Source organism: Streptomyces oryzae, assembly GCF_017676365.1.
In the GTDB taxonomy this organism is placed as follows: domain Bacteria; phylum Actinomycetota; class Actinomycetes; order Streptomycetales; family Streptomycetaceae; genus Streptomyces; species Streptomyces oryzae.
Genome location: NZ_JADKMA010000030.1, coordinates 1 through 21,403 on the forward strand (window position 1 = coordinate 1; position 21,403 = coordinate 21,403).

17 protein-coding genes and 1 pseudogene are annotated in these 21,403 nt (G+C 70.4%); 4 read left to right on the plus strand and 14 right to left on the minus strand.

Annotated features, from left to right (window positions below; genetic code table 11):
• Nucleotides 1-509 precede the first annotated feature (509 nt).
• Nucleotides 510-1,037 (plus strand): hypothetical protein, encoded by a 528-nt coding sequence (locus ITI46_RS08640; protein WP_247745680.1) that lies wholly within the window; start codon nt 510-512, stop codon nt 1,035-1,037.
• Nucleotides 1,038-1,559: 522 nt separating this feature from the next.
• Here the strand turns inward: ITI46_RS08640 and ITI46_RS08645 are convergent.
• Nucleotides 1,560-1,823, minus strand: a complete 264-nt coding sequence (locus ITI46_RS08645) for a hypothetical protein (protein ID WP_209238846.1) — start codon at nt 1,821-1,823, stop codon at nt 1,560-1,562.
• Nucleotides 1,824-2,088: 265 nt separating this feature from the next.
• Here ITI46_RS08645 and ITI46_RS08650 point away from each other — a divergent pair, with 265 nt between their 5' ends.
• Nucleotides 2,089-2,529 (plus strand): WapI family immunity protein, encoded by a 441-nt coding sequence (locus ITI46_RS08650; protein WP_209238847.1) that lies wholly within the window; start codon nt 2,089-2,091, stop codon nt 2,527-2,529.
• Between the two features lie 161 nt (nt 2,530-2,690).
• Here the strand turns inward: ITI46_RS08650 and ITI46_RS08655 are convergent, their stop codons facing one another.
• The 8 genes from ITI46_RS08655 to ITI46_RS08690 form a co-directional block, all read right to left on the minus strand.
• A complete protein-coding gene (locus ITI46_RS08655; RefSeq protein WP_209238848.1) occupies nt 2,691-3,398 on the minus strand; it encodes a maleylpyruvate isomerase family mycothiol-dependent enzyme in 708 nt (235 codons plus the stop codon).
• Nucleotides 3,395-5,068 (minus strand): (2,3-dihydroxybenzoyl)adenylate synthase, encoded by a 1,674-nt coding sequence (locus ITI46_RS08660; RefSeq protein ID WP_209238849.1) that lies wholly within the window; start codon nt 5,066-5,068, stop codon nt 3,395-3,397. Before ITI46_RS08660 ends, ITI46_RS08655 begins: the two co-directional genes overlap by 4 nt.
• Nucleotides 5,068-7,125: an acetate--CoA ligase family protein gene (locus ITI46_RS08665; RefSeq protein WP_209238850.1), complete on the minus strand. Its 2,058-nt coding sequence runs from the start codon at nt 7,123-7,125 to the stop codon at nt 5,068-5,070. The genes ITI46_RS08660 and ITI46_RS08665 overlap by 1 nt, the downstream gene beginning before the upstream one ends.
• A complete protein-coding gene (locus tag ITI46_RS08670) occupies nt 7,122-8,723 on the minus strand; it encodes an FAD-dependent monooxygenase (protein WP_209238851.1) in 1,602 nt (533 codons plus the stop codon). Before ITI46_RS08670 ends, ITI46_RS08665 begins: the two co-directional genes overlap by 4 nt.
• 1 nt (nt 8,724) lies before the next feature.
• Nucleotides 8,725-9,564 (minus strand): fumarylacetoacetate hydrolase family protein, encoded by an 840-nt coding sequence (locus ITI46_RS08675; protein WP_209238852.1) that lies wholly within the window; start codon nt 9,562-9,564, stop codon nt 8,725-8,727.
• Complete coding sequence (locus ITI46_RS08680) at nt 9,561-10,628, minus strand: cupin domain-containing protein (RefSeq protein ID WP_307808098.1); 1,068 nt, start codon at nt 10,626-10,628, stop codon at nt 9,561-9,563. The genes ITI46_RS08675 and ITI46_RS08680 overlap by 4 nt, the downstream gene beginning before the upstream one ends.
• Nucleotides 10,629-10,764: 136 nt before the next feature.
• Nucleotides 10,765-11,571: a PaaX family transcriptional regulator gene (locus tag ITI46_RS08685; protein ID WP_209238853.1), complete on the minus strand. Its 807-nt coding sequence runs from the start codon at nt 11,569-11,571 to the stop codon at nt 10,765-10,767.
• A gap of 328 nt (nt 11,572-11,899) precedes the next feature.
• Nucleotides 11,900-13,144 (minus strand): MFS transporter, encoded by a 1,245-nt coding sequence (locus ITI46_RS08690; RefSeq protein WP_209238854.1) that lies wholly within the window; start codon nt 13,142-13,144, stop codon nt 11,900-11,902.
• A 632-nt stretch (nt 13,145-13,776) separates the two neighbouring features.
• Here ITI46_RS08690 and ITI46_RS08695 point away from each other — a divergent pair.
• A complete protein-coding gene (locus ITI46_RS08695) occupies nt 13,777-14,715 on the plus strand; it encodes a MerR family transcriptional regulator (protein WP_209238855.1) in 939 nt (312 codons plus the stop codon).
• 74 nt (nt 14,716-14,789) lie between these two features.
• Nucleotides 14,790-15,356 carry a GNAT family N-acetyltransferase gene (locus ITI46_RS08700; protein ID WP_280634740.1) on the plus strand — a complete coding sequence of 189 codons (567 nt, stop codon included), beginning with the start codon at nt 14,790-14,792 and terminating at the stop codon, nt 15,354-15,356.
• Between the two features lie 35 nt (nt 15,357-15,391).
• Here the strand turns inward: ITI46_RS08700 and ITI46_RS08705 are convergent.
• From ITI46_RS08705 to ITI46_RS08725, 5 genes and pseudogenes are all read right to left on the minus strand, one after another.
• Nucleotides 15,392-15,828, minus strand: a pseudogene (locus ITI46_RS08705) (IS256 family transposase); the annotation flags it as partial.
• A gap of 325 nt (nt 15,829-16,153) precedes the next feature.
• On the minus strand, nt 16,154-17,293 hold the full coding sequence (locus ITI46_RS08710; RefSeq protein WP_247745681.1) for a cytochrome P450: 1,140 nt from the start codon (nt 17,291-17,293) through the stop codon (nt 16,154-16,156).
• Nucleotides 17,294-17,725: 432 nt separating this feature from the next.
• The gene (locus tag ITI46_RS08715; RefSeq protein ID WP_209238857.1) at nt 17,726-17,911 is read right to left on the minus strand and encodes a hypothetical protein; all 186 of its coding nucleotides are present in this window, start codon (nt 17,909-17,911) and stop codon (nt 17,726-17,728) included.
• Nucleotides 17,904-18,578 (minus strand): ribonuclease FAU-1 family protein, encoded by a 675-nt coding sequence (locus ITI46_RS08720; protein ID WP_209238858.1) that lies wholly within the window; start codon nt 18,576-18,578, stop codon nt 17,904-17,906. Before ITI46_RS08720 ends, ITI46_RS08715 begins: the two co-directional genes overlap by 8 nt.
• Before the next feature lie 525 nt (nt 18,579-19,103).
• Complete coding sequence (locus ITI46_RS08725) at nt 19,104-21,140, minus strand: hypothetical protein (RefSeq protein ID WP_209238859.1); 2,037 nt, start codon at nt 21,138-21,140, stop codon at nt 19,104-19,106.
• Nucleotides 21,141-21,403: the final 263 nt, after the last annotated feature.

Here is a 21,403-nt window from a genome sequence, read left to right on the forward strand (position 1 = left end):
CGTGGAACCCGGCGCCCACCCGACGCGACAGCCGGGCCACCGACCTGCCCACCTGCAGAAATGACCGCCCCCGAATGAGCCGAAAGGGCCCGTCAGCAAGCTGACGGACCCTCATGCAAGATCGAGGCTAGTAATACCAGCCGTTTCGCGTGCGCTCGTCCCGCGAGCCACCTTCCGGTCACGGCGAACCATCCCGGTCACAGCACTAGTGGTCTTCACCGTCCGTTTCGGAACGGGAGTTTGACAACCGCATCGCTCACCGGCAGGTTCGCGGCATGGACCGACGCCGACTGCTTTCGCTCACCCTCCCGGCGGTTGGCTTGACGACCGTTCAGGCCGCCTGCGGTCGTCCGCGTCCTCACCCGCGGGCGCGTGCCCTCGTCTACCGGGGTCCGGCGGCTTGCGAAGGCTGCTCGGAAGCGGTGGCGGCGCTGCTGCGCACAGCGCGGTCACGGCCGCGTGTGCAGTACTGCGGTCCGGGCGAAGAGGTGCCGCTCACCGCGTCGGCATTGGCGAAGGCAGATGTCTATGCCCAACCGGGCGGTGGTGACGACGTGAAGGCCGCCTGGCGTGAGGTGCGCCCCTTCGCCGGCCCGCTCCGCCACTGGGTGCGCGGTGGAGGCCGCTACCTCGGCTTCTGTATGGGGGGCTACTTGGCCGGCCGCAGTCCCGGCTTCGGGCTGCTACCCGGTGACACGGACGCATACATTGCCTCCCGGGGGGCCTCGGTGCACACCTCGGCCGACACGGTCGTCCCTGTCCGCTGGCGTGGCCGGCGGCGGCACATGTACTTCCAGGACGGGCCATACTTCCGGCTGGCCGACAAGGCCACAGCTTCGGTGATCGCCACGTACGACAACGGTCTGCCGGCCGCCCTTCTTGCGCCCTTCGGCAAGGGACAGGTCGCCGTCGTCGGGCCTCACCCGGAAGCCGACGCCACCTGGTACGCCGACCAGGAGCTGACCAACCCGGACGGAATCCGCTTCGACCTGGGCCATGACCTGGTGGCATCGGCCATGGCCGATGCCCCTTCCTGACCGGCCACGGCACGGGCTCCGCGGCAGCCAAACCGGTTACCACCCGCCCCGCCAACAAGCTCAGGAGGCGAGGGTGCGGCGCACGACGTACGGCCGGATGCCGCCGGGGCGCAGGCAGGCCAGCTCCTGGCCTGAGAAGGTCCGCAGCCGAAGGACCGCCTCAGTGCCGGACCGTCCTCGGATCCGTCTCGGTGCCGGGATCGTCCTTGGATCCGTCGCTGCTCCGAATCCTCTCCGGGGCTCCTGCTCTACGGCGACGCCGACAACGGCAGCGTGCACCGCGTGCTGTTCGCCTATGCCTCGGGAGACAACGCCTTATCCCGCTGCGGCATGCAACTGGTCGCGGAGAGCGACGGCCGCCTCGCATCCGCTGCCCGGCGCGGCCGCGCCACCTCGTGCGCCTGGCCGACGACTTCCCCACCGCGCTGGAGACCACCCGGCAGCCCGGCTGGGAAGGCCGCGGCCACCGCGTCGAAGGCGACGTATGGTGGCCCAAGGCGACATGGGCCGCGCAGCCGCCGCCTACCAGGCAGCCCGCCTCGACGCCGAACAGCACGGGTCGCAGGTGAACGTGCCACCTATCGGCCTTCGTCTCGCCTTCGCCGACCCCGCGTCGCCGCGGACGGGATTGAGCTCGCCGAGCAGTTGCTGGCCGGACTCGACCTGCGCGCCACCCGACTGACCGTCCGCACCGCAGCCCTGGTCCGCGCCACCGGCCGTACCGAGGCTGAGGTCGAAGACCGCGCTCAGTTCCAACGCACCGAAGTAGTCGCCTGCATCCCCCAATCCCCCAATCCCCAGTCTGGTTCCGGTAGCGCCGTCACCTGGGGATACGGGGATGCCGTCCCCCAGCCCTCAGACAGTCCGGGGGTCTCCGGGACAAGCGGTGGGCTCACGCTCAGCTGTCACCGCAGGGGTGCTGCACAGGGCGCGGGCGCTTCGGGAGGTGTGGCCTCATCCGGGAGACGGACGGGGTGTCGTTGTGGGGCTCGGGGCAGGTCCGTTTCGGCGTCAGGGGGCAGGGAGTTGAGTTGCCTGACAGTCTTGAGTAGTGCTTCTGACTGATCACGAACATCGCATCAAGCTGCGTGCACTGCGCTATCAGTTCCCGGTGGCCATCGGCGACCCGTATGACGACAACTGGCTGGTCATCGGGGGCGAGGTGACGACACCCGAGGGCAGTTGGTCCTTCACTGACCCCTGCCTTCTGACCGATGAGGCCCGCCAGATCACGCCGTGGCTGCGCGCAGCCGGTGGAGCAACGCCGACTGACACACCATCGGACCTCCACTTCCTGGAGCCCGTTCTGTCCTTCAGCCACACCGGCTCTGGCCTTGTTCGAGTCCATCTCAGCCATGAGGCAGCGCCCCCATGGCGGGACGGCGAGGAACGCCTGAACGGGTACGACATCGAGATCAAGGCCACCACCGCGGGTCTGCGCCAGGCGGCGGACGAATGGGAGCGTTGTCTGGCTCCGTTCCCCTCACGCTGACCTCGCGGTTCAGCACGTGAGCCGCGGTGTGGTGCCGGTGGTGTGGTGGGCGGGTCGTGTGCGTCGCCATGGCTCGGCCAGAAGGCGACTGCGACACCGCCAAAGGGCTGTACGGGCGCGGAGCCTTGTCTGGTCCTCCTCCCCCGGGTGGCGGCGTCCTGTCACAGCCAGGTCGGCAGGGCCACCGGTTCGGCCCGGGGTGCGCGGCCGGTCGTCCAGGCCAGCAGGGCTGCGGCCGGTGCCTCGGCTCTGGCCGGAGCATCGGCCGTGGTCGGGCCGAACTCCCAGGTGCGGTCCCGGTCGGTCGGGCTGAGGCGGACCGATGGGCAGCCGGGGCGGGCGGACAGGGTGGTGGTGACATCGTCGAGGAGGGTGTCGGTCAGGGCGGCGGAGAAGTCGGTGAAAGTCGTTCCCGCTGCCAGGTCCACGGCATGCAGCCATACCTCACGTACCCGCATCCAGGGGATCTCGGCGGCGGGGATGGTACGCCCCAGGGCGCTCCTGACCTCGGCCTGCCAGGTCGTGGCGTCGAGGGCGGCCAGGGCGTCGTCCAGTTCCGCCGCCGTGGACCTCAGTTGCTCCCGGAGTACGTCGGGCGGGAGGGCCGCCGAGGACTCGATCTCGGCGGCACGCTGCTCGCGGTCGGCATACATCGGGACGGGGATGCCCGTGCGTGCCCAGGTGGCCAGGCGGACGAGGGCCTCGGCGTTGCGGGCCACGTGGCCGATGACGTGTGCGCGGGTCCAGCCGGGGAGAGAGCTGGGGGCTCGCAGGTCGGTGTCCGTGAGCCGGTCGGCCACGCCCAGCAGCAGCGCCGTCCCCTCGCGCATCCAGGGCAGGGTGGCGGTCAGGTCATGTCGGTCGGTCATGAGGTGCCGCTCCTCATGCGCTCCGCGATGTCGTCGCGCAGCGCCTTCTTGTCGATCTTGCCGACCTTGGTGGCCGCCAGTTCCTGGACGTATACGAGGTGTTCGGGCAGCTTGAAGCGGGCCACTCCGGCCTTCTCCATGGTGGCGCGGATCGCGTCCAGTGCCGGGGCGGGATGCCCCGGTGCGGCCACGATGTAGAGGCAGACGCGCTCGCCCAGCGCCGGGTCGGGCATGGCGACGGCCGCCACCTGGCTGATGCCGTCGGTCAACTCATAGACGAGGTTCTCCACCTCCTCCGCGGAGACCTTCTCCCCGCAACGGTTGATCATGTCTTTGTCCCTGCCTTCCACGACGAGGTTGCCCTCCGGCGTCAGGCGGCAGATGTCGCCGCTGCGATACCAGCCGTCGTCGGTGAACGCCCGTCTGTTGTGCTCGGGGGCGCGGTAGTAGCCGCGTGGGGTGTAAGGGCCGCGGGTGAGCAGGGAGCCGGGCTCGCCGTCGGGGACGTCCTGGTCGAGCTCGTCGACCAGCCGTACCTCGTCGTCAGGGGACATGGGGCGGCCCTGGGTGGTGCAGATGATGTCCTCGGGGTCGTCGAGGCGGGTGTAGTTGAGCAGACCCTCGGCCATGCCGAATACCTGCTGGAGCGTCGTACCGAGTACGGGGCGCACCCGGCGGGCCAGTTCGTCGGCGAGCCGGGATCCACCGACTTGAAGCACTCGCAAGCTGCTCATCGGCTCCGCCCCGTGCTGCTCGGCGTGTTCCAGCCAGCGTCCGGCGACCGCGGGCACGACGGCGGTGTGGGTGACCCCCTCCGCGGCGACGGTGGCGAAGACCCGGGCAGGTTCTGGGCTCGGCAGCATCACCACCCGGCCGCCGACCAGCAGGGTGCCCAGGATGCCGGGACAGGCCAGGGGGAAGTTGTGGCCGGCCGGCAGGCTCACCAGGTAGACGGTGTCGGCGTCGACGGCGCTGACCTCGGCGCTCGCGCGAGCGTTGTAGGCGTAGTCGTCGTGCGTGCGGGCGATCAGCTTGGGCAGGCCGGTGGTGCCGCCGGAGAGAAGGAAGACCGCGACCTCGCGGCTGCCGGGGGTGACGGCGTCCAGGCGCACACGGTCGGCCGCCGGGTCCTCTCCGGAGGCGCACAGGGCGCGCAGGTCCAGGCCGGCGGGAGCGATGTCGGTCCCGGCGACCAGGACGTGCCAGGGGCCCGGAACCTCTTTGCCGAGTTCGTGGGCGAGCGCCTGATGGTCGAAGCCGCGCAGCCGGTCGGGTACGGCGATGGCGGCGGCCTCGGAGTGCGCGACCAGGTAGGCCAGCTCCAGGCGGCGGTGCGCGGGCAGCGCCATCACCGGCACGATCCCGGCGCGCAAGCAGGCCCAGGTCAGAACGGTGAACTCCCAGCTGTTGGGCAGCTGGACCACGATCCGGTCACCCGGAGTGAGCCCCAGGTCGAGCAGCCGTACCGCCAACGCGTCCGCGCGGTCGGCGAGTTCGGCATAGGTCAGGCGCCGGTCACCGTCGACGAGTGCGGTCGTGTCGGGCGTGCGGGCGGCCGTCTCACGCAGCTGGTCGCCCAGCGGGCGGCCGCTCCAGTATCCGGCGGCCGTGTAGCGAGCCGCGTCGGCCTTCGGCCAGGGAACGGTTCCCTCGCTGATGGGTGCGGCCATCAGTCACCACCTCCGGGGGCAGCAGCTTCAGCGGCTATGAGCACAGCATCCAACGCCACGAGGCCCTGCGCTGTGATCCGCAACGGGTTGATTTCGAGCTCGGCGAGTTCGGGATGGGTGGCGAGGAGGTCGCCGAGGGCCGCCGTCACCCGGCCGAGGGCAACGGGGTCCAGTACGGGCCCGCCGCGCCAGCCGTCGAGGAGGGCGTGTCCAGCCAGCTCGCCGGGCATGGCTGCGGCCTCGGACACACTCAGCGGAGCGAGCCGGATGCTCACGTCCGCCAGGGCTTCGGCGGTGGTTCCGCCGAGGCCGACCAGGACGACCGGGCCGAACACCGGGTCGTGACGGGCGCCGACCACGAGGTCCACGCCCTCCGGGGCCATCGATTCGACCAGGAAGCGACAGGCTCCCGCCGCCTCGATCGCGTCGAGGGCCGCGTCCAGTTCCTGCGGGGTGCGCACGCCCAGCAGGACGCCGCCGATCTCGGTCTTGTGCAGCACCGCCGCGTCCAGGAGTTTGACCGCCACCGGTCCGGGCAGTTCGGCCAGCGCCCGGTGGGCCTGAGCGCGGTCGGCGCAGGCCCGGCGGGGCATGGTCGGCACGCCCAGCCGGTTCAGGAGCGTCTTGGCCTGGTCCTCGTCCCAGGGGCCGGGGCCGACGTCCACGGGCGCCGGTGCGGCGGGGACCGCCGTTGTACGGCTGCGGGCGCGGGCGTCGGCCAGCAGCGCGCCGGTCATTGCGGCGAGCCCGTGCGGGTCACCGGCCGCCGGCACGCCACGCTCCAGCAGGGCGCGGCGCACCCGCCGTGCGTCGTCGCCGGTGCCGCCGACTCCGAGGAGCATCGGGACACTGTGCCTGGCCGCGTCCACGGCCCCGACCAAGTCGAAGGCGGCCGGCTCATGGAGCGCGTACCCGGCGATCAAGTCCACGGCCGGGTCGGCTGCCACGGCGTCCAGTACGGCGGCGAAGCCGGGCCCGGGGCGGCCGGTGTCGACCGGGTTGGCCTGGTACGTCAGCGGCGGCAGGATCTCGGCCAGAGCGCGTCGGGTGTCCGCGGTCAGCTCCGGTACGGCGGCGTGGCGGCCGCGCAGGTTGTCCAGGAGCAGCATGCCTGGTCCGGCCTGTGCCGTCACCAGGCCCACCCCAGGGGCGGCGGCCGCCGGAAGCCGTGCGAGCGACAACGCGCCCACCGCGTCGACCAGTTCGCGTTCGTCGTCCACCAGCACGGCGCCCGCCTGGACGAGGGCGGCGCGGGTGGTGCGCCAGGAAGTGGCGAGGGCGCCGGTGTGGGAGGCGGCGAAGGCGCTGATGTCGTGGCGGCCGACGACGAGCGCGACGACCGGGCAGGTGGCGGTGAGCCGTGCGACCGCGTCGGTCAGCCGGCGTCCGTCGGTGACGGACTCGATGTGCAGGGCGACGGCGGTGGGGTGGGGGTCGCAGGCCAGGTGGTCGAGCACATCGGCGGTCGTGACATCGACGCCGTTGCCCAGGCCCACCGCGAGGCTCACCCCGTACCCGGCCTCGCTGAGCAGGAAGGCCAGCGCATGGTTCACGCCCCCGCTGGCCGCCACTACGCCGATCCGGCCGGCCGGCACGTCGGCCGCGCCCGGCACGAAGCTCGCTGTGAGGCCCGGCGCGAGGAACCCTGAGGTGTTCGGGCCGAGCAGCCGGATGCCGGTGCGTTCGGCCACGTCGGTGAGTTCGCGCTGGTACCGCTCGCCCTGCGGTCCGGCTTCGGCGAATCCACCGCCGTATACCACGGCGGCCCGCGCCCCGGCCTTGGCGGCCTCGGCGACGGCGTCCGCGCACCCCGGGGCGGGGACGCAGACCAGCGCCAGGTCGACGGGCCCGTGCTCGGCGGCCTCGGCGACCGAGGCGTACACCTCGGCGGAGGGGTCCGGGCGGCGGGAGTTGACCAGTCCTACGAATCCGGGGAAGCGGGTCACCGAGCGTGCCAGCGCGGCCCCCAGCTTGGCCGGGTCGGTGGAGGCTCCGACGACGGCAATGCCGCGTGGTGCGAACAGCGTCTCCAGCACACCGCCCGACCTGCCGGTCATGAGGACACCTCCCAGAGCGCGACGGTGTCGGCGCTCGCGCCCACCAGGTCGGCCCGGCCGGAGAGTACGGCGGTGACGGCGCGGTCGCGGTCCAGGGTGTCGTCCACGAAGAGCGAGGGCAGGCAGTGGTGCAGGCGGGCGCGCTCGGTGAGCAGGGCGCGGGTGTGGGCCGTACCGCCGTACACGGCCACCAGCAGCGGACCTGCGGCGGCGAGGCTGCCGAGCCGCGCGTGCGCGGCGGCGAGGCCGGACTCGTCGTCCGGGGCCTTGATCCGGGCTCCCCAGACCTCCGGTGTGTCAGGCGCATGCGCGCGCAGGGGCAGCGGCTCTCCGGTGCCGCCCGCTGCGGTGGTGCAGTCGGGATCGACCAGCATGACCCGGCTGGGCAACCGCCACTCGCCGAGGTCGAGCGGAGTCTCCAGGGGTGCGGCGCTGCCGTGGCGTGCCCGCCACTGGTCGTGGCTGGCGCGGACGAAATCCGGTGCTCGCCGCGCCAGCCGAGCGTCGGTGATGCTGCGGGAGAGGAAGTGATAGGCGAACTGCCAGGGTTCGAAGGCGTCATGGTACGTGCCGAAGTGCTCCCACCAGCCCAGACTGGGCCGGGCGGCGCCCTGGATCGCCTCGACCGAAGGGCGGGCGGCGGCCTCGTAGGCGGCGAGGGCCGTCGGGAGGTCGGTGGTGTGCCTGGCCAGGGCGGCGGAGAGCGCGATCGCGTCCTCCATGGCCATCTTCGTCCCGGATCCCACGGAGAAGTGCGCGGTGTGCGCGGCGTCGCCGAGCAGGACCACCGGGCGCGGCTCGGTCACGTACCAGTGCCGGGTGCGCCGGGTCCGGAAGTTCCCCCAGCGGGAGTTGTTGACCAGGAGCCGGTGGCCGTCGATCTGCCCGGCGAACAGCTCCTCCAGGTACGCCTTGCTGACCAGGTCGCTCTCCCCCGGCGGCTGGGTCACGTCGAAGGCGTCGAGACCCGCGGCCCTCCAGGACGCCTCGTCGGTCTCGACGATGAAGGTGCTCGCGTCCGCGCTGATCGGGTAGCCGTGCACGGCGAAGACGCCGTGGGGTCCGCGTTCGTGGACAAAGGTCAGCCCGTCGAACATGTAGTCCGTGCCGAACCAGATGAACTTCGCCGTCGCCGTCTCGGTCGTCGGCTCCAGGTGCTGCGCCAGGGCGTCGCGGATTCGCGACGACGTGCCGTCGGCGGCGACCACGAGGTCGTAGCCGTCCAGGTCGGCCAGGCTCACCTCGGTCTCGAAGCGAAGGTCAGCGCCCAGGCCGCGGGCCCGGTCCTGGAGCAGGGCGAGTAGGGTGCGGCGGACGATCGCGGCCATACCGTTGCCGCCGCAGCGAATTCGCTCGCCCTTGAGCCGTACCTCGATGTCGTCCCAGCGCCGGCCGTGCGCGTCCAGGGCCTCGCGGAGCACGGGGTCTGCCTCGTGGATGCCGACGAGCGTGCGGTCGGAGAACACCACGCCGAAGCCGAAAGCGTCGTCGGCCCGGTTGCGTTCGAAGACCGTCACCTCGACGGACGGATCGGTCTGCCGCACGAGGGCGGCGAAGAAGAGGCCGCCCGGGCCTCCGCCGACGACAGCGATGCGCATGTCAGCCCCTCACAAGCGGGTCGCGGACCAGGGGGTTGCGGCACTCGCCGACGCCCTCGACGCGAGTCACCAGTTCGTTGCCCTCGGTCAGGTGGCGCGGGGGTTTACGGGCGTGGCCGACGCCGCCGGGAGTGCCCGTGGCGATGAGGTCGCCGGGAACGAGGGTGACGATCTGCGAGACGTACGCCACCAGAGCCGCCGGATCGAAGACCAGGTCGCCGGTGTCCGCCTTCTGCATCAACTCGCCGTCGACGGTGCACGTCAGCTCGGCTGACAGGGGGGCATCGTCCGGCCCGGCGGTCACGAGCCACGGGCCCACCGGTGTGGTCGCCTCGAAGGTCTTGCCCTGCAGCCACTGAGGCGAGCGGTACTGGAAGTCGCGCCCGGTGACATCGTTGACGACGGTGTAACCGGCGATCGCGGCACGGGCGTCATCGGGCGTGGCGTGCCGGACCTGGCGGCCGATGTACACGCCGAGTTCGGCCTCCCAGTCCACCGCGTCGGATCCGGCGGGCAGGACCACCGGGTCGTACGCGCCGACCTGGGCACGAGCGAACTTCGCGAACAGCGTGGGGTGTTCGGGCAGCTCGCGGCCCATCTCCAGTATGTGGTTGCGGTAGTTGAGTCCGACGCACACGATCTTCTCGGGGAACGGAACCGGCGGCGCGAAGTCCAGACCGGCCAGGTCGTGCCTCCGGCCGTCGGCGGCCTCGGCCTCGGCCCGCCACTCGGGGCGGCTCAGCAGCGCACCCACATCCGGGTGTCCAAGTTCCACAGCGGCATCGCTCTCGATGCGGACAGCGCGGGTGCCGTCTGGCGTACGGATGGTGGCGAGCCTCATGCGGACGGCTCCTCTCGGTGCGTGCGGGAAAGGCCGATGGCGTCGTAGACGGGGTCGTCCGAGAAGCGGAAGGCATCCAGGCCGCTGTCGGTGGCGATGGTCAGCGGGGCCCAGGAGGGGACGGCGAACAGGTCGCCCTTCGTGACCTCGTACCGTTCGTCTCCGACCGAGACGGTGCCGGAGCCGTCGAACACCTGCCAGACGGCGGAGCCGACCACGCGGATGGTCGCAGTACGGGCGCCGGGGCGCAGCCGATGCATCTCGGTGCGGATGGTGGACAGCGCGTCTCGTGCGGTGGCCGGGTCGGTGAACCGGACGACCGCGTGGCCGGGCTCCACGACACCCGGGTGGCCCTCGTCCTCCAGCTCCAGCTGGGCGGTGAGCGCCGCGTCGGTGTGCTCCCAGCGGTACGCCATCAGGGGGGAGGACGGGGTGGCGGGAGCGCCGACGGGGCGCAGGCCCGGGTGGCCCCACAGACGTTCGTTGCGGGAGACGGCCGGGGTGGCGCGGGTGGCCAGCTGGTCCGGGCCGAACTCGAAAAATCCGGCGTCCAGTTGGCGCACCAGCGGGATGTCCAGGCCGTCGATCCAGGCCATCGGCCGGTCGGTGGTGTTGTGGTGCTCGTGGAAGTGCATGCCGGGGGTGAGCAGCAGATCGCCGCGGCGCATCGCCACGGGGTCGCCCTCCACATTGGTCCACACTCCCTCGCCGTCCACCACGAAGCGGAACGCGGTCTGGGTGTGCCGGTGGGCCGGGGCCTCCTCGCCGGGACCGAGGTACTGGATCGCGGCCCACAGGGTGGGGGTGGCGTACGCGGTGCCGGGCAGGCCCGGGTTGGCGAGCGCGATCGCGCGGCGCTCGCCGCCCCGGCCCACCGGCACGAGCTCGCCGCTGCGCTCGGCGAGCGGATGGAGGACCGACCAGCGCCACAGGGCCGGTACGGCGTCCGGACGCGGCACTTGAGTCATCAGCCCCTCGCGCTGGGTCCACAGGGGGGTCAGGTGCGCGGCCTCGAAGTCGGCGTAGAGCCTCTTCAGCGCGGCGCGTTCGTCGGTGATCGTCACGGGGAGCTCACTCCTTCGGGATGGCCTGAACTTAACGTACGACACTAATCCAACGAACGTCTATGATTTGAAACGCATTTTTTCTTCGCCGCGGACCTCCCTGAGCACCCCTGGGTCCCCGCCGCCGCGCGCCCGGTCAGCCCCCGGCCGCGCCGATCACCTCGTCGACGTAGCCCTCCGCCTCGGCCCGCAGCAGCCCGTGGATCTCCAGGAACACCTCGTGCAGGCGGCGGCCGACCCAGTCCTCGGGGAGCAGTTCGGGGGGCAGATCGGGGTCCCGGAACGGCAGCAGGCGGTAGTCGTGGATCAAACGCATGCGCTCGACCAGCGCGTCCCGGCCGCGCACCGCGCCGGCGCGATAGTCGGCGAGCCGGGGCCGGTAGCGGTCGAGCAGCTCGCCGTACTCCTTGTTCAGGCTTGCCAGATCCCAGGACCTGGCCGCCATGTCCCGGTCGGCCGCGGCACCCTCGGAACGGGCGTGCAGCCCGTCGATCCGCACCGCGGGCTGGTCCGCGAAACTCTCCCTGACGTGTGCGACCCGGTCGTGCGGACTGATCCACACCGACGCCGACAGCATGCCGAAGCCCAGCCAGGACAGCTTCTTGCGGAGCTGTTCGCGCAGCGCCCGGTCGGCTTCGGGTACCGAGTAGATGACCATGTGCCACTGCCCGTCCCACGGCCCGGGCGCCCGGGCGAAGATCCGTTCCCGGCCTTCGTCGAGGAGCCGCCAGGAGGCGTCAGTGAGGGCGTAGACGGTCTCCCTGCCCTCTCGGCGGGCGTCGAGCCAGCCCTCCTTTCGCATCCGGGCGGCGACCACCCGCACCGTGCTCTCGGGGAGGTCGAAGCAGTCCATCAGCGCGACGAGGCTGCGCAGCCGGACTTCGCCACCCCGGTAGCGCAGATAGTCGCCGAACAGGTCGAAGACGAGCGACCTCGGCTTCACGAGTACCTCCCAGCTACTCCGTCGAGTCCTGTCTCTGCACACCAATGAGTGTCAATCATTTGACGATCGTCTCACAAACGGCTGACGTTTCACACGTCTGGCATCCGTTCCATTGGCGTCATGGAAGACGTCATGACAGAGAACTTCGCCCTCATCTCCGGCGGCTGCCAAAGCGGTTGGACTTGGCTGCAGGCGGCCGGGCGAGCCGGCCGGGCGCCGCTCAGGGCGTAAGTCGTCCATGGCCGACCGCTCCCTCTGCGCCGGACGCATACGAGGCGGCTTGTGCTTTGACAGGTTGGCCCGGCGGGTGGGGCACTCCCCCGGCTGCTCAGGCCCGTCCGGCCACCGCGTCCGGAGACGGGGAGGCGGCCCTTACGCCCTTGGGGAGCAGGAAGACCATGAGCGCACCGGCGGCGGCCGGGATGGCGAAGGCGTAGAAATTCCACTCCATGGTCAGATCTGCCGCGAGCAGGAAGCCGCCGAAGGTCGGTCCGACGATGGCACCGAGCCGTCCGACACCCAGCGTCCAGCCCAGGGCGGTCGCGCGGACTTCAGGCGGGAAGTGCATGGCGACGTACGCATTGACCATGATCTGCGTACCGATCGTGCCGAACCCGGCAACCGCAACCAGCGCATACATCGCCCAAGAGGCTGTGGGCGAACTCAACAGGTAGATGGACAGGGCTGCCGCGCCGAACGTGACCGCGGTAACCGGCTTCATGCCCAGCCTGTCGCCGACCGGTGCCACCAGGATGGACCCGACCGCCGCGCCGACGTTCATCATCACCAGGAACAGCAGCGAGCTCGACAGCGGATAGCCCGCCGACTTCATGATCTGGGGCAGCCAGGTGTTCAGCCCGTAGACCAGCAGCAGACCGAAGAAGCTGGTGATCGCGAAAAGCACGGCGGGCCCGATGTGGCGCCGGCTGAGCAGAACGGTGACCGGGCTCTTCGCGCCCTGCCCCCTCACGGCGGGCACTGCTTCCGGCAGGGGCGTGTCCAGTCTCGCGGCCAGCAGCGCGGCCTCCTCCCTGCGCCCCTTGGCGACGAGGTAGCTGAGCGATTCCGGCAGGTAGCGCCACAGCAGGGGGACGACGATCACGAGCGGCGCCGCGCCGATCCAGTACATGATCCGGAATCCGAACACCGGCATGAGAGCCAGCGCCAGCGCGGCCGCGAGGATGCCGCCGACCGGGTAGCCGGCGAACATCAGCGCGTTGTTCAGGCTCCGCCGGTGGCCTGCCGAGTACTCGGCGGTCAGGGCGATCGCGGTGGGCATCACACCACCGAGACCGAGCCCGCCGAGCAGGCGGAACAGCCCGAAGAACTCGGCGCTCGGCGCCATCGCGCAGGCCACCATGGACAGCGAGAACCAGCTCACGCTGATCAGCAGCACCCTGCGCCTGCCCACGGCGTCGGTCGCCACACCGGCGACCAGCGCACCGATCAGCATTCCGACGAGGGCGTAGCTGCCGATCACCCCGGCCTCGGTCGGTGTCAGCCCCCAGGGCGCGTACTTGATCAGGGCCGGCACCGTGGCCCCGTAAACAATCAGGTCATAACCATCGAACATGATCACCGCGAAGCACAGCCCCAGGACCGTGAGCTCACTGCGGCTTCTGGATGCCCTGGACCTTCTGGAACGGGCGTCTCCTGGCGTCATTGCCACCACCATCCTGTACGGCACTCGTCCGGTACCTCATCGATGCGGGGGAGTATGTGCCATTCAGGAGACGAGCGTCAATGATTTGACACTAAACTGATGGCTCTACCCGTAGACCCTGCTGTTGAGCGACTTCCTCATGCTGCATCTCGGCGACGGTCGTGATCTTTGATGTCATCTCATGTGGTGAGTCTGCGGTGGCAGCTGAGGGTGCGGGCGATGCGGTGCCGGATGCCCGGCCCCGACGGCCATGACTGCTTCGACATATGGCGCTACACCGGGCCTGATGCCGCACACGGCTGGAACATGTGCAGCCGCGCCCGGGCCCGGCCGCCCCTTCGTCCGCCCGCAGGACAGAGCCGACCTGCCTACCGTGCGCGTGGACGGACTCTGCACAGCTTCGTGACCAGGCGGGTTTGTTGGAGGCCGGTCGTAGGGTGCGGTGGTATGGCCATCGTGATCGGCCCTGACAGACCTGAGCACGAGCACCTGATGGCGAAGGTACTTGAGTCTCCAGCAGGGGGAGACGCAAAGGTGGGGACATGGACGGCGACACGCTCTACTCGATCGGCGAACTCGCTCGACGGACCGGTCTCACGGTGAAGACCATTCGGTTCTACTCCGATCGCGAAATCGTGGCGCCGACGGACCGCAGCCCGGCCGGCTACCGCCTCTACAGCATCGACGCCGTCGCACGCCTGGACCTCGTGCGAACCCTGCGCGAGCTGGGACTGGACCTTCCCACGATCCGCAAGGTCGTGGACCACGAGCTCTCGCTCCCCGAGGTCGCCGCAGCGCACGCCGATGCACTGGCAGTGCAGATCCGCGTCCTGCGCCTGCGGCGCGCGGTGCTGACGGCGGTGGCCGAGCGCGGGTCCACACCTGAGGAGACCGAACTCATGCACCGACTGGCCCAGCTTTCCGAGGACGAACGCAGACGTCTGATCGGCGATTTCCTCGACGCCGTGTTCGGCGGTCTTGACGCCGCCCCCGCATTCACGGGGGTCATGCGCTCGATGACCCCCGAGTTGCCCGACAACCCGGAGGCAGAGCAGGTCCAGGCGTGGGTGGAGCTGGCCGAAATGTCCCTGGACCCGGACTTCCGCGCCGTCGTGCGGCGGATGGCCGAGGGCCTGGCAGCCGAGCAGCCCCGAAGCGACATGACGGGCCCGCGCCGCGACATCACCGCAGCCGTCCGTGACCAGGCCGGCCCGGCACTGACCGCAGGCATCGACCCGGCCTCACCCCAGGCCGATCCGATCGTCGCGGAGTTCACGGCGCACTACGCGTACCTCCTCGGCCGCCCCGACGACGTCGAGCTTCGCCGCCGGCTGGCGACTCGGCTGGAGAGCGTGAACGACCCGCGCAGGGAGCGATACCTCCAGCTGCTCGCAGTGGTCAACGGCTGGCCGGCCCCGGAGAGTCTGGCTCCAGTGTTCGATTGGTCCGTCCAGGCTCTGCGCGTCCGGACACCGCAATGACGGGGCGGTCGCAAGGCGGCATGGGGCGGACGCGGCCGGCGTCGGGTGAAAACGCCGCCGCATACGATCGGTTGATGAGTGCCCCGGTCGTACTTCAGGTGGCCGCCTCACCGGTCTCTCCCGCTCTCGTTCTCCGCCCCTGGCGCATGGCGGACGTTGCCGCATTGGTCGAGGTGAGCCGAGCTCCCGCACTGCGTCAGTGGGCGAGCTCTGTCGTGGCCAACGATGCCGACGGGACACGCTGGGTGCAGGCTCAGCAGCAGGGCTGGGCAGCGGGGTGCCGGTTCGGCTTTGCCGTCCTTGAGGCACAACCCGCTCCAGTTCGCGAACAGTTGGTGGGCAGCGTGGTCCTCAAGGAAGTCACCTCCGGCAAACCGGCGGCCGAAGTGGGCTACTGGACCGCGGCGCACGCTCGCGGGCGGGGAGTGGCCTCCCGCGCTCTGGAGGCACTCACCTGTTGGGCCTTCGACACCTTCGAAGCCGACGGGCTGGAGCGTCTCGAACTCCTGCACCAGGTGGACAACCTGGCATCGTGCCGGGTTGCACAGAAGAGCCGCTACGACTTCGACACCATCCTGCCCGCGGCACCGCCCTCCTTCCCCCACGATGGCCACCTGCACATACGGCGCACGAGTACCTGAAATCCTCCCGGCTTCTGCGGATCGGCTGCGGCTGCTCACGCCGAGACGGTCTCGAAGCGTTCGACGAGGTGGCCGCGTTCGAAGCGCGCCCCGGCGCGGACCAGAGCGACGAGGTCGGGCGCGTTCACGGCCCGCCGGCGGGCCTGGGCCGACTCGGCCGGCTTGAAGACCATCACCAGCACGGCGGCCCGGCTGCCCGCACCCTTCGTCACCTTGGTCCGCAGCCACACGGTGGCGAACGCCGACTCGATGGATTCGAGGTCCGCAGGTGAATGCCGTACTCGGCGGATGACTCCCGTGCTCGGCGGGGGAAGTCGTAGCACGCCGGCAGCTCGTCCTCATCGTCCACGATCTTCTTGACAGCCTTGGGGTACTCCGCGTTGTACTGCTTGGCGAATATGGCGACGGCTTTGCGCGCCTGCTCCTTGTTCCCGGCGTTGTATAAGTCCTGGATGGCGCGCTTGGCCGCGTGCGCAGCAGCCCTGGCGGTTCCTCGACCGCGGGCTGCTGGCCGTCGGGGTCGCGGGGACCTCGGTGTCGGTGCAGGGACGCAGGGCGCGGTGTCGTGGCCCCGGGCGGAGAAGTCCGGCCATGCGGCAGCGGCGCAGCCGCGGGTGACCGTGTGTGGTCTGATCGGTTTCACGCTGCAGAGGGCCCGGCGGCGGGTCCGAACCGGCCGGACGCGGAGGCGTCCGGCCGGTGGTGCTCTGGTCGTCGTCAGTACCAGTACCAGCGTCGGGCCGGCTTGTTGGTGAAGATGCGTCGCATCGTCGCGGCCATGGCCAATCACCTCCTTCTCATGTCGTGTGCCGGCGGGTGGTCTGGGTGCGGTGCAGGATGAACGGTCGCGGAACATTGCCCTCCGACATGGCGGCGCGTGTATCACCGCCGGTGACTGCCAGGTAGGCGTCGTCGGCGAGGGCGGCAAGTGACTCGGTGAGCAGCGTGTGTGCCACCGCCGCGCCGGCGCAGCTGAATGGGCCCGTTCCGAAGGGGATGTAGGGGCCGTGGCCGCTGTTGCTGGTCCAGCGTTCGGGCCGGAAGGCGTCAGGGGAATTCCAGTGGCGTTCGTCATGGTGCAGCAGGTACGGGCAGACGGAGAGCAGCTCACCGGGCGGGAAGACGGTGCCGCCGAGATCCGTGGCGCGTGGGAGGGTGCGTCCGAGCATCCAGGGCACCGGGCGGTACCTCAGCGTCTCGTGCACGATGTGCTCGACCGGCCAGGGCCATGGTGCGGCCCTGGTGTGATGCCGGCAGGCCAGCAGCACCGACCATGCCAGCGAGGCGCTGAGGGGAGCCATGATCGCCCGGAGCATCATGAGGTGCAGGTCGGCCACTGTCCGGTCTGACACTTCCGCTTCCGAGCACACCGTGAGCACCGCGTCCAGCATGTCCCGGGGTTCGCCGGCTGGCTGCCGGCGCCGGCGGCGTGCCTCCTCGGTCACGGCCGTCACCAGTCTGGCCCGCACCGGCTCCGCCCGGGCCCTTTGCCACATATGCGGTGAGCGCACCGCCACGCCCTTGTGGGCGGCCTGCCGCATCAGTGCACGGCTGCCGCCCGGTGTGCCGGGGTGCAGCAGCACGTCGGCCAGGCAGCGGTAGACCAGCCGTGTGCCCGCGTCCGGCCACCGGCCGGCCGTCGGCAGAGCGGCTACCGCCTCGGGCAGCGCGGCACGGTAGTGCGGCACGCCGGCTCGCAGAAGGCTGCGCACCGCGCGGCCCAGCTCCGCCTGCGCACTGCGGGCGGGCAGCAGCTCGCCGAAGAAGGTCGACCCGCCTCTGTGGTACTCCGGATCGCGCAGGAGTGTCTGCGCCAGCTCGGTATCGCGGACACACCAGCCGCCCCAGGGAAGCCGGATCACCCCCGCCGTGCTGCCGCGGCTCAGCTCCTCGATGTAGGCGAGGGGGTCCTGCCGCAAGCGGGTCCTGTACCCCATCCTCATCCCTCCACATCCGATGACCCGTCACACCCGGCCCACTCGCACTGCCTGCGCACGTTCCCGCTGCACCGCAGGCTTCCGCGCAGCCGATGTGCCAAGTCCGGTGATCCTCAGCAGATATGACGACGGTCCCTTGCAGCAGATGTTGGTGTCACCGCGCCCCGCAGCCGGTGTGAATGAAACCGCTCCCGGGCGATGCCTGACCGGTGTCCCTCGATCAGCCCCCATATCCGATTGAGGACACATAGGTAGTTCCACCACAGCTGTTGAGGTATGTTCGCAATGGCCCGATGGTGTAAGCGCACGCCGGTGCCCCGCCCGACCGATTCTGCTCCCCCGTCACGAGGCGGCGCCTGCGGCTACGCCCGGCGCACGCCCCTTCTCGGCAGCGTCGCGTTTCTGGCCCAGGTTCTTGTTGGCGAGCAGGGGTCAGATGCTGCGGGCTTCGCTCCCGGAGACGTACAGGACGTATCCCTGCCCGGAGCCTGCGTGTCCGCCTGGTTCGTAGAGGGCGCGGTCGATGTGGCGGGGCAGGCGGGCCAAGGCGCCTTCCACGAGCGTGCGTTGAGCGCCGAGCCCGGAGCCGTGCCCGTCTACGCAGAACGGTTCAGCCACCCGTCGGTGCGTCCCTCTCTCCGGCCGCCGCTGGGCGCGGCAGCCGGGGGGTGGGCCAGGCCCGGTTCCACCGCCAGGCCGTCCACGCCGCGGTGTCGGCGAAGGGGCCGGTGCGCTCGGTGAGCATCGCGAGGGCCTGGTCGCGGGCGGCGTCCACGGCCCGGTGCTCGGTGTCGGTGACGATGCCGAGCCGCCGCACGTGCGCGTACTCGTCTTCGTCCTTCCACTGCCAGCCGGTCAGGTCGGGATCGACGACGAGGTCCACGGTGAGGTCGAAGGTCTCGAACCCGTCGCCGGTCCGGGTGGCGGGGTGCTCGAAGTTCACGTACCAGTTCCGCAGCCCGGCGCCCGTGTAGAAGGCGTTGACGCTGAACCAGGCCGCCGGCGGCTTCCACTGCAGCAGTTCGGTGTCCTGCCACACCGCGTCCACGAGCTCCCACGTGCCGGCGGCCATCGCGTCGAACGCCTCCGTGCGCACTGACCGGTCGCCGTCGGTACGGGCCTTGACGTACAGGGCGGGCCATCGGGTCTCAGCTCCCGGCGGGCAGGCGGCCACCAAGGCCTCGCTGGTGTCGGCGACGACGCGCAGCGCGTGCTCGTTCCACACCCGGCCCGAGCCGTGCACCTCCCGCCGCACAACCGTCTCCCCCACCTTGAACCTCTCCACCGGCTCCTCCTCCGCCACCGGCCCGCCCGGGACGTCCGGCGGGACGGGCACCACCTCAGCGCGGCCGGCCGGGCTGGGCAAGCCCCCGTACGGGGCGGTTTGCCCAGGCTCCCCGTTTCGGCCTGCCCATGAGCCGCGGCCCACCGCCCGCCGGCCGGCCGCCGAGTTCACCGCGCTGCGGACGTCGCGTATGGGCCGGCGGGTCACAGCGCGCACCGTGGACGTATTGAGGGCCTTGCGACGTCGCCAGTACGGCCGGAAACGGCGACCGGCGCGCTGGGAGAGGCCGTTATCGAGCCCAGCCACGGCGACTTGCGGGCGGATTCTCACAGTGCGGCGGGAGAGATCGGGGCAAGATGACTCGACTACAAGCACGACTGTGACGACCCGCGCGTCCCACCAGCCGTGGCCAGGGCGGGCGGCCCCAGCCGTTCGCTGTGCCCGTTCACCATGCCCACCTGCTGGGGTCACCACGCTCGCCGCCTCTCGCCGGAGGCCGGGGCGGCGCACAGGAGAAAACGGCCTTCAGCCGAGCAGGAACCTCGCTTGGGAGCCGGGGCCGGTGGAGTCCATCCAGAAGGAGATGATCGCCCGTCGGCCGGAATCCGCCCAGTCCGAGGGCGCGTGGGACGCCAGGGTGAGGGTCACGGTGTCACGGTCGGCGGGTGTGCGGTCGAGCGCGGGGGCATGGACCAGCTCGTCCGCGGTCGCACCGCGCCGTCCCCACGGCAGGGGCCTGGTTCGGCGTTTGTCGAAGATATTGCCGTGCCAGAGCACGCTCTTTGCGATGCCGTGATCGAGTGCGTAGTCGACCCGGATGCCGAACAACGCCTCCGCCGAGGCAGATGTGTGCGCGGGCAGGTCGGCGGCGATGTCGATCTCCAGTTCCTGTGGCAGATCGCGGTACTCCGCTCCGCACAGCGCGGTGCCTTCTTCTCCCTCGACGCCCAGGTAGGCGATGGCGCGCACGGCGTCGTAGCAACCGTAGGCGTTGCCGCGCACCGAGGTCTTGCCGTTCGAGTCCTTGACCCGGTCGGCGTAGGTGTGCCTGCGGACCAGGGTGGCGGACAGGCCGTTCCGGTCCAGGACCGGATGCCGCGACGCGGCGTCGATCTCGACGTACACGAGGCCGGGTCCCGCGACGGTCACGGTCTTGGAAAGCGAGTGGGAATCCGCGTCGAGACCGGCGGTCTCGCTGGGGCTGAAGTCGTTGCCGCTGTCCTCCAGCGGGCTGCCGTGCTCGCGGTCGATGTGGTAGACCTTCAGCTCGGCTCGGCCCCGGTCGGGGGCCGGGATGTCGGACAGGTCGAGGGTGATGGTCCGCGGCTTGTCGCCTTCGTTCCATACCAGGACCGAGCTGCGGTGGTCGTCTCCCGACGCCATGGTGCCGACGCCGTCGGGCAGCCCGCCGCGCACCGATGTACGGCGGTCCGGCATGCGCGCGTAGAGCTTCAGGGCGTGGAACAAAGGGAGTTGGAGTGCCTTGTCGCCCTTGTAGGCGATCATGTGCGGGACCCAGCCGCTGAAGGTGAAGGTCTGCAGGTCGGGTACCGCCAGCGCGGTCTCCAACGCGGCCATGAAGCGGGCTGCCTCCAGTGTGGTTCCGCTCTTCTTGTGCCACTCGCCGGGTTTGAACACTCCGAACTGCGCCTGGACGAGCGGAACGGTGTTGAAGTCGTCGGCCAGCGCGTCGCGTGCGCCGTCGACGAGTTCGGAGAGATCCTCGCCGTAGTTGTTCAGGGTGAGGTAGTCGAACGGCAGGTCAGGCTGGCTTTTGCGCCGTTTGCGCAGTTCGTCGATGACGGTCTGGACGTAGCTTTGGCCGTCCAAGTGCCGACGGGGGCGCGCGTCGACCGGAACGAAGCTCGCCATACCGAACAGTCCGTGGGCCCCGATCTCGTCTGTGTATGCCTCGTAGATGTCGACCATCTGCTGAATCGACGTGAGGTCGGGTTGCCCGGTGAGGTTGTGGCTCGGCTCGTTCCACATGCACCAGCTGACCGGGCGGTCGCTGTAGAGCTTCGCCCATTTGCCGATCGCCTCCGCGGCGGCCTTCAGGTCGGTGGGGCGGGGGAACTTGCTCGGCGGTTTGGCCCTTTCCTCGTTCTCCCACTGCTTGGGCGCGCCCATGAGCTGGTACATGACCTCGATGTCGCGTCGGCGCAGCTCAGTGTCCAGCTTGTCGAGGAAGGTGTTGCGCCGCACCTCGACCGCGCCGTCCTCGCCGACTTCGATGGGGTACGGCTGCATCGAGGGCCAGTCGGTTTCCGGGAAGCGGAGTTCTCCGTCGTAGAGCGCCGGGCGGATCTCATCCAGGTACTGGAGGCTGTCCAGGATCTCGGACGAGTTGAGGGCCCGCCCCACGCCGATCTTGGACTTGAGCAGTGGAGCGAACACCGTCTTGCCGAAGTCGACGCGGAGGGTACCTGACGAGGACGAGGAGGGAGACGAGGACGGGTTACAACCGCCGAGGACAGCTCCGGCGCCGATCCCGCCCACGGCGGCCAGAACCTGACGCCGGGTGAACGGGGTGGGGTTGTCCGGTCGCGGCGGTCGTTTCACTTCTGCTCCTGGATCACGAGTTCTTGCACCGCGCTCGACGGGTTGCGGAGACCCGGGCGGGACGGAGCAGCAGGCCCCGCCACCGCCCGTACCGTCCTCAGGAGGTTCCGGTGCACGGCTGCCCGGAGGGGTGCGTCGGCGGGGAAAGCCGTCAGCTGCGAGCGCGTCGGCCGTGAGGTGAGATGAGCGTGCTGCGGCAAAGGTTCACGGCGCGGAGAGAGTTCTTGAGCCGCTGCTCTCCTCGCACCCGGCGGCCGCCGCCC

Excerpts from the sequence above, each read along its gene's own strand:
- ITI46_RS08665 (WP_209238850.1), bottom strand. The coding sequence starts at position 7,125 with ATGACCGGCAGGTCGGGCGGTGTGCTGGAGACGCTGTTCGCACCACGC.
- ITI46_RS08690 (WP_209238854.1), bottom strand. The coding sequence starts at position 13,144 with ATGTTCGATGGTTATGACCTGATTGTTTACGGGGCCACGGTGCCGGCC.
- ITI46_RS08695 (WP_209238855.1), top strand. The coding sequence starts at position 13,777 with ATGGACGGCGACACGCTCTACTCGATCGGCGAACTCGCTCGACGGACC.
- ITI46_RS08660 (WP_209238849.1), bottom strand. The coding sequence starts at position 5,068 with ATGGCCGCACCCATCAGCGAGGGAACCGTTCCCTGGCCGAAGGCCGAC.
- ITI46_RS08675 (WP_209238852.1), bottom strand. The coding sequence starts at position 9,564 with ATGAGGCTCGCCACCATCCGTACGCCAGACGGCACCCGCGCTGTCCGC.
- ITI46_RS08700 (WP_280634740.1), top strand. The coding sequence starts at position 14,790 with ATGAGTGCCCCGGTCGTACTTCAGGTGGCCGCCTCACCGGTCTCTCCC.
- ITI46_RS08710 (WP_247745681.1), bottom strand. The coding sequence starts at position 17,293 with ATGGGGTACAGGACCCGCTTGCGGCAGGACCCCCTCGCCTACATCGAG.
- ITI46_RS08655 (WP_209238848.1), bottom strand. The coding sequence starts at position 3,398 with ATGACCGACCGACATGACCTGACCGCCACCCTGCCCTGGATGCGCGAG.
- ITI46_RS08670 (WP_209238851.1), bottom strand. The coding sequence starts at position 8,723 with ATGCGCATCGCTGTCGTCGGCGGAGGCCCGGGCGGCCTCTTCTTCGCC.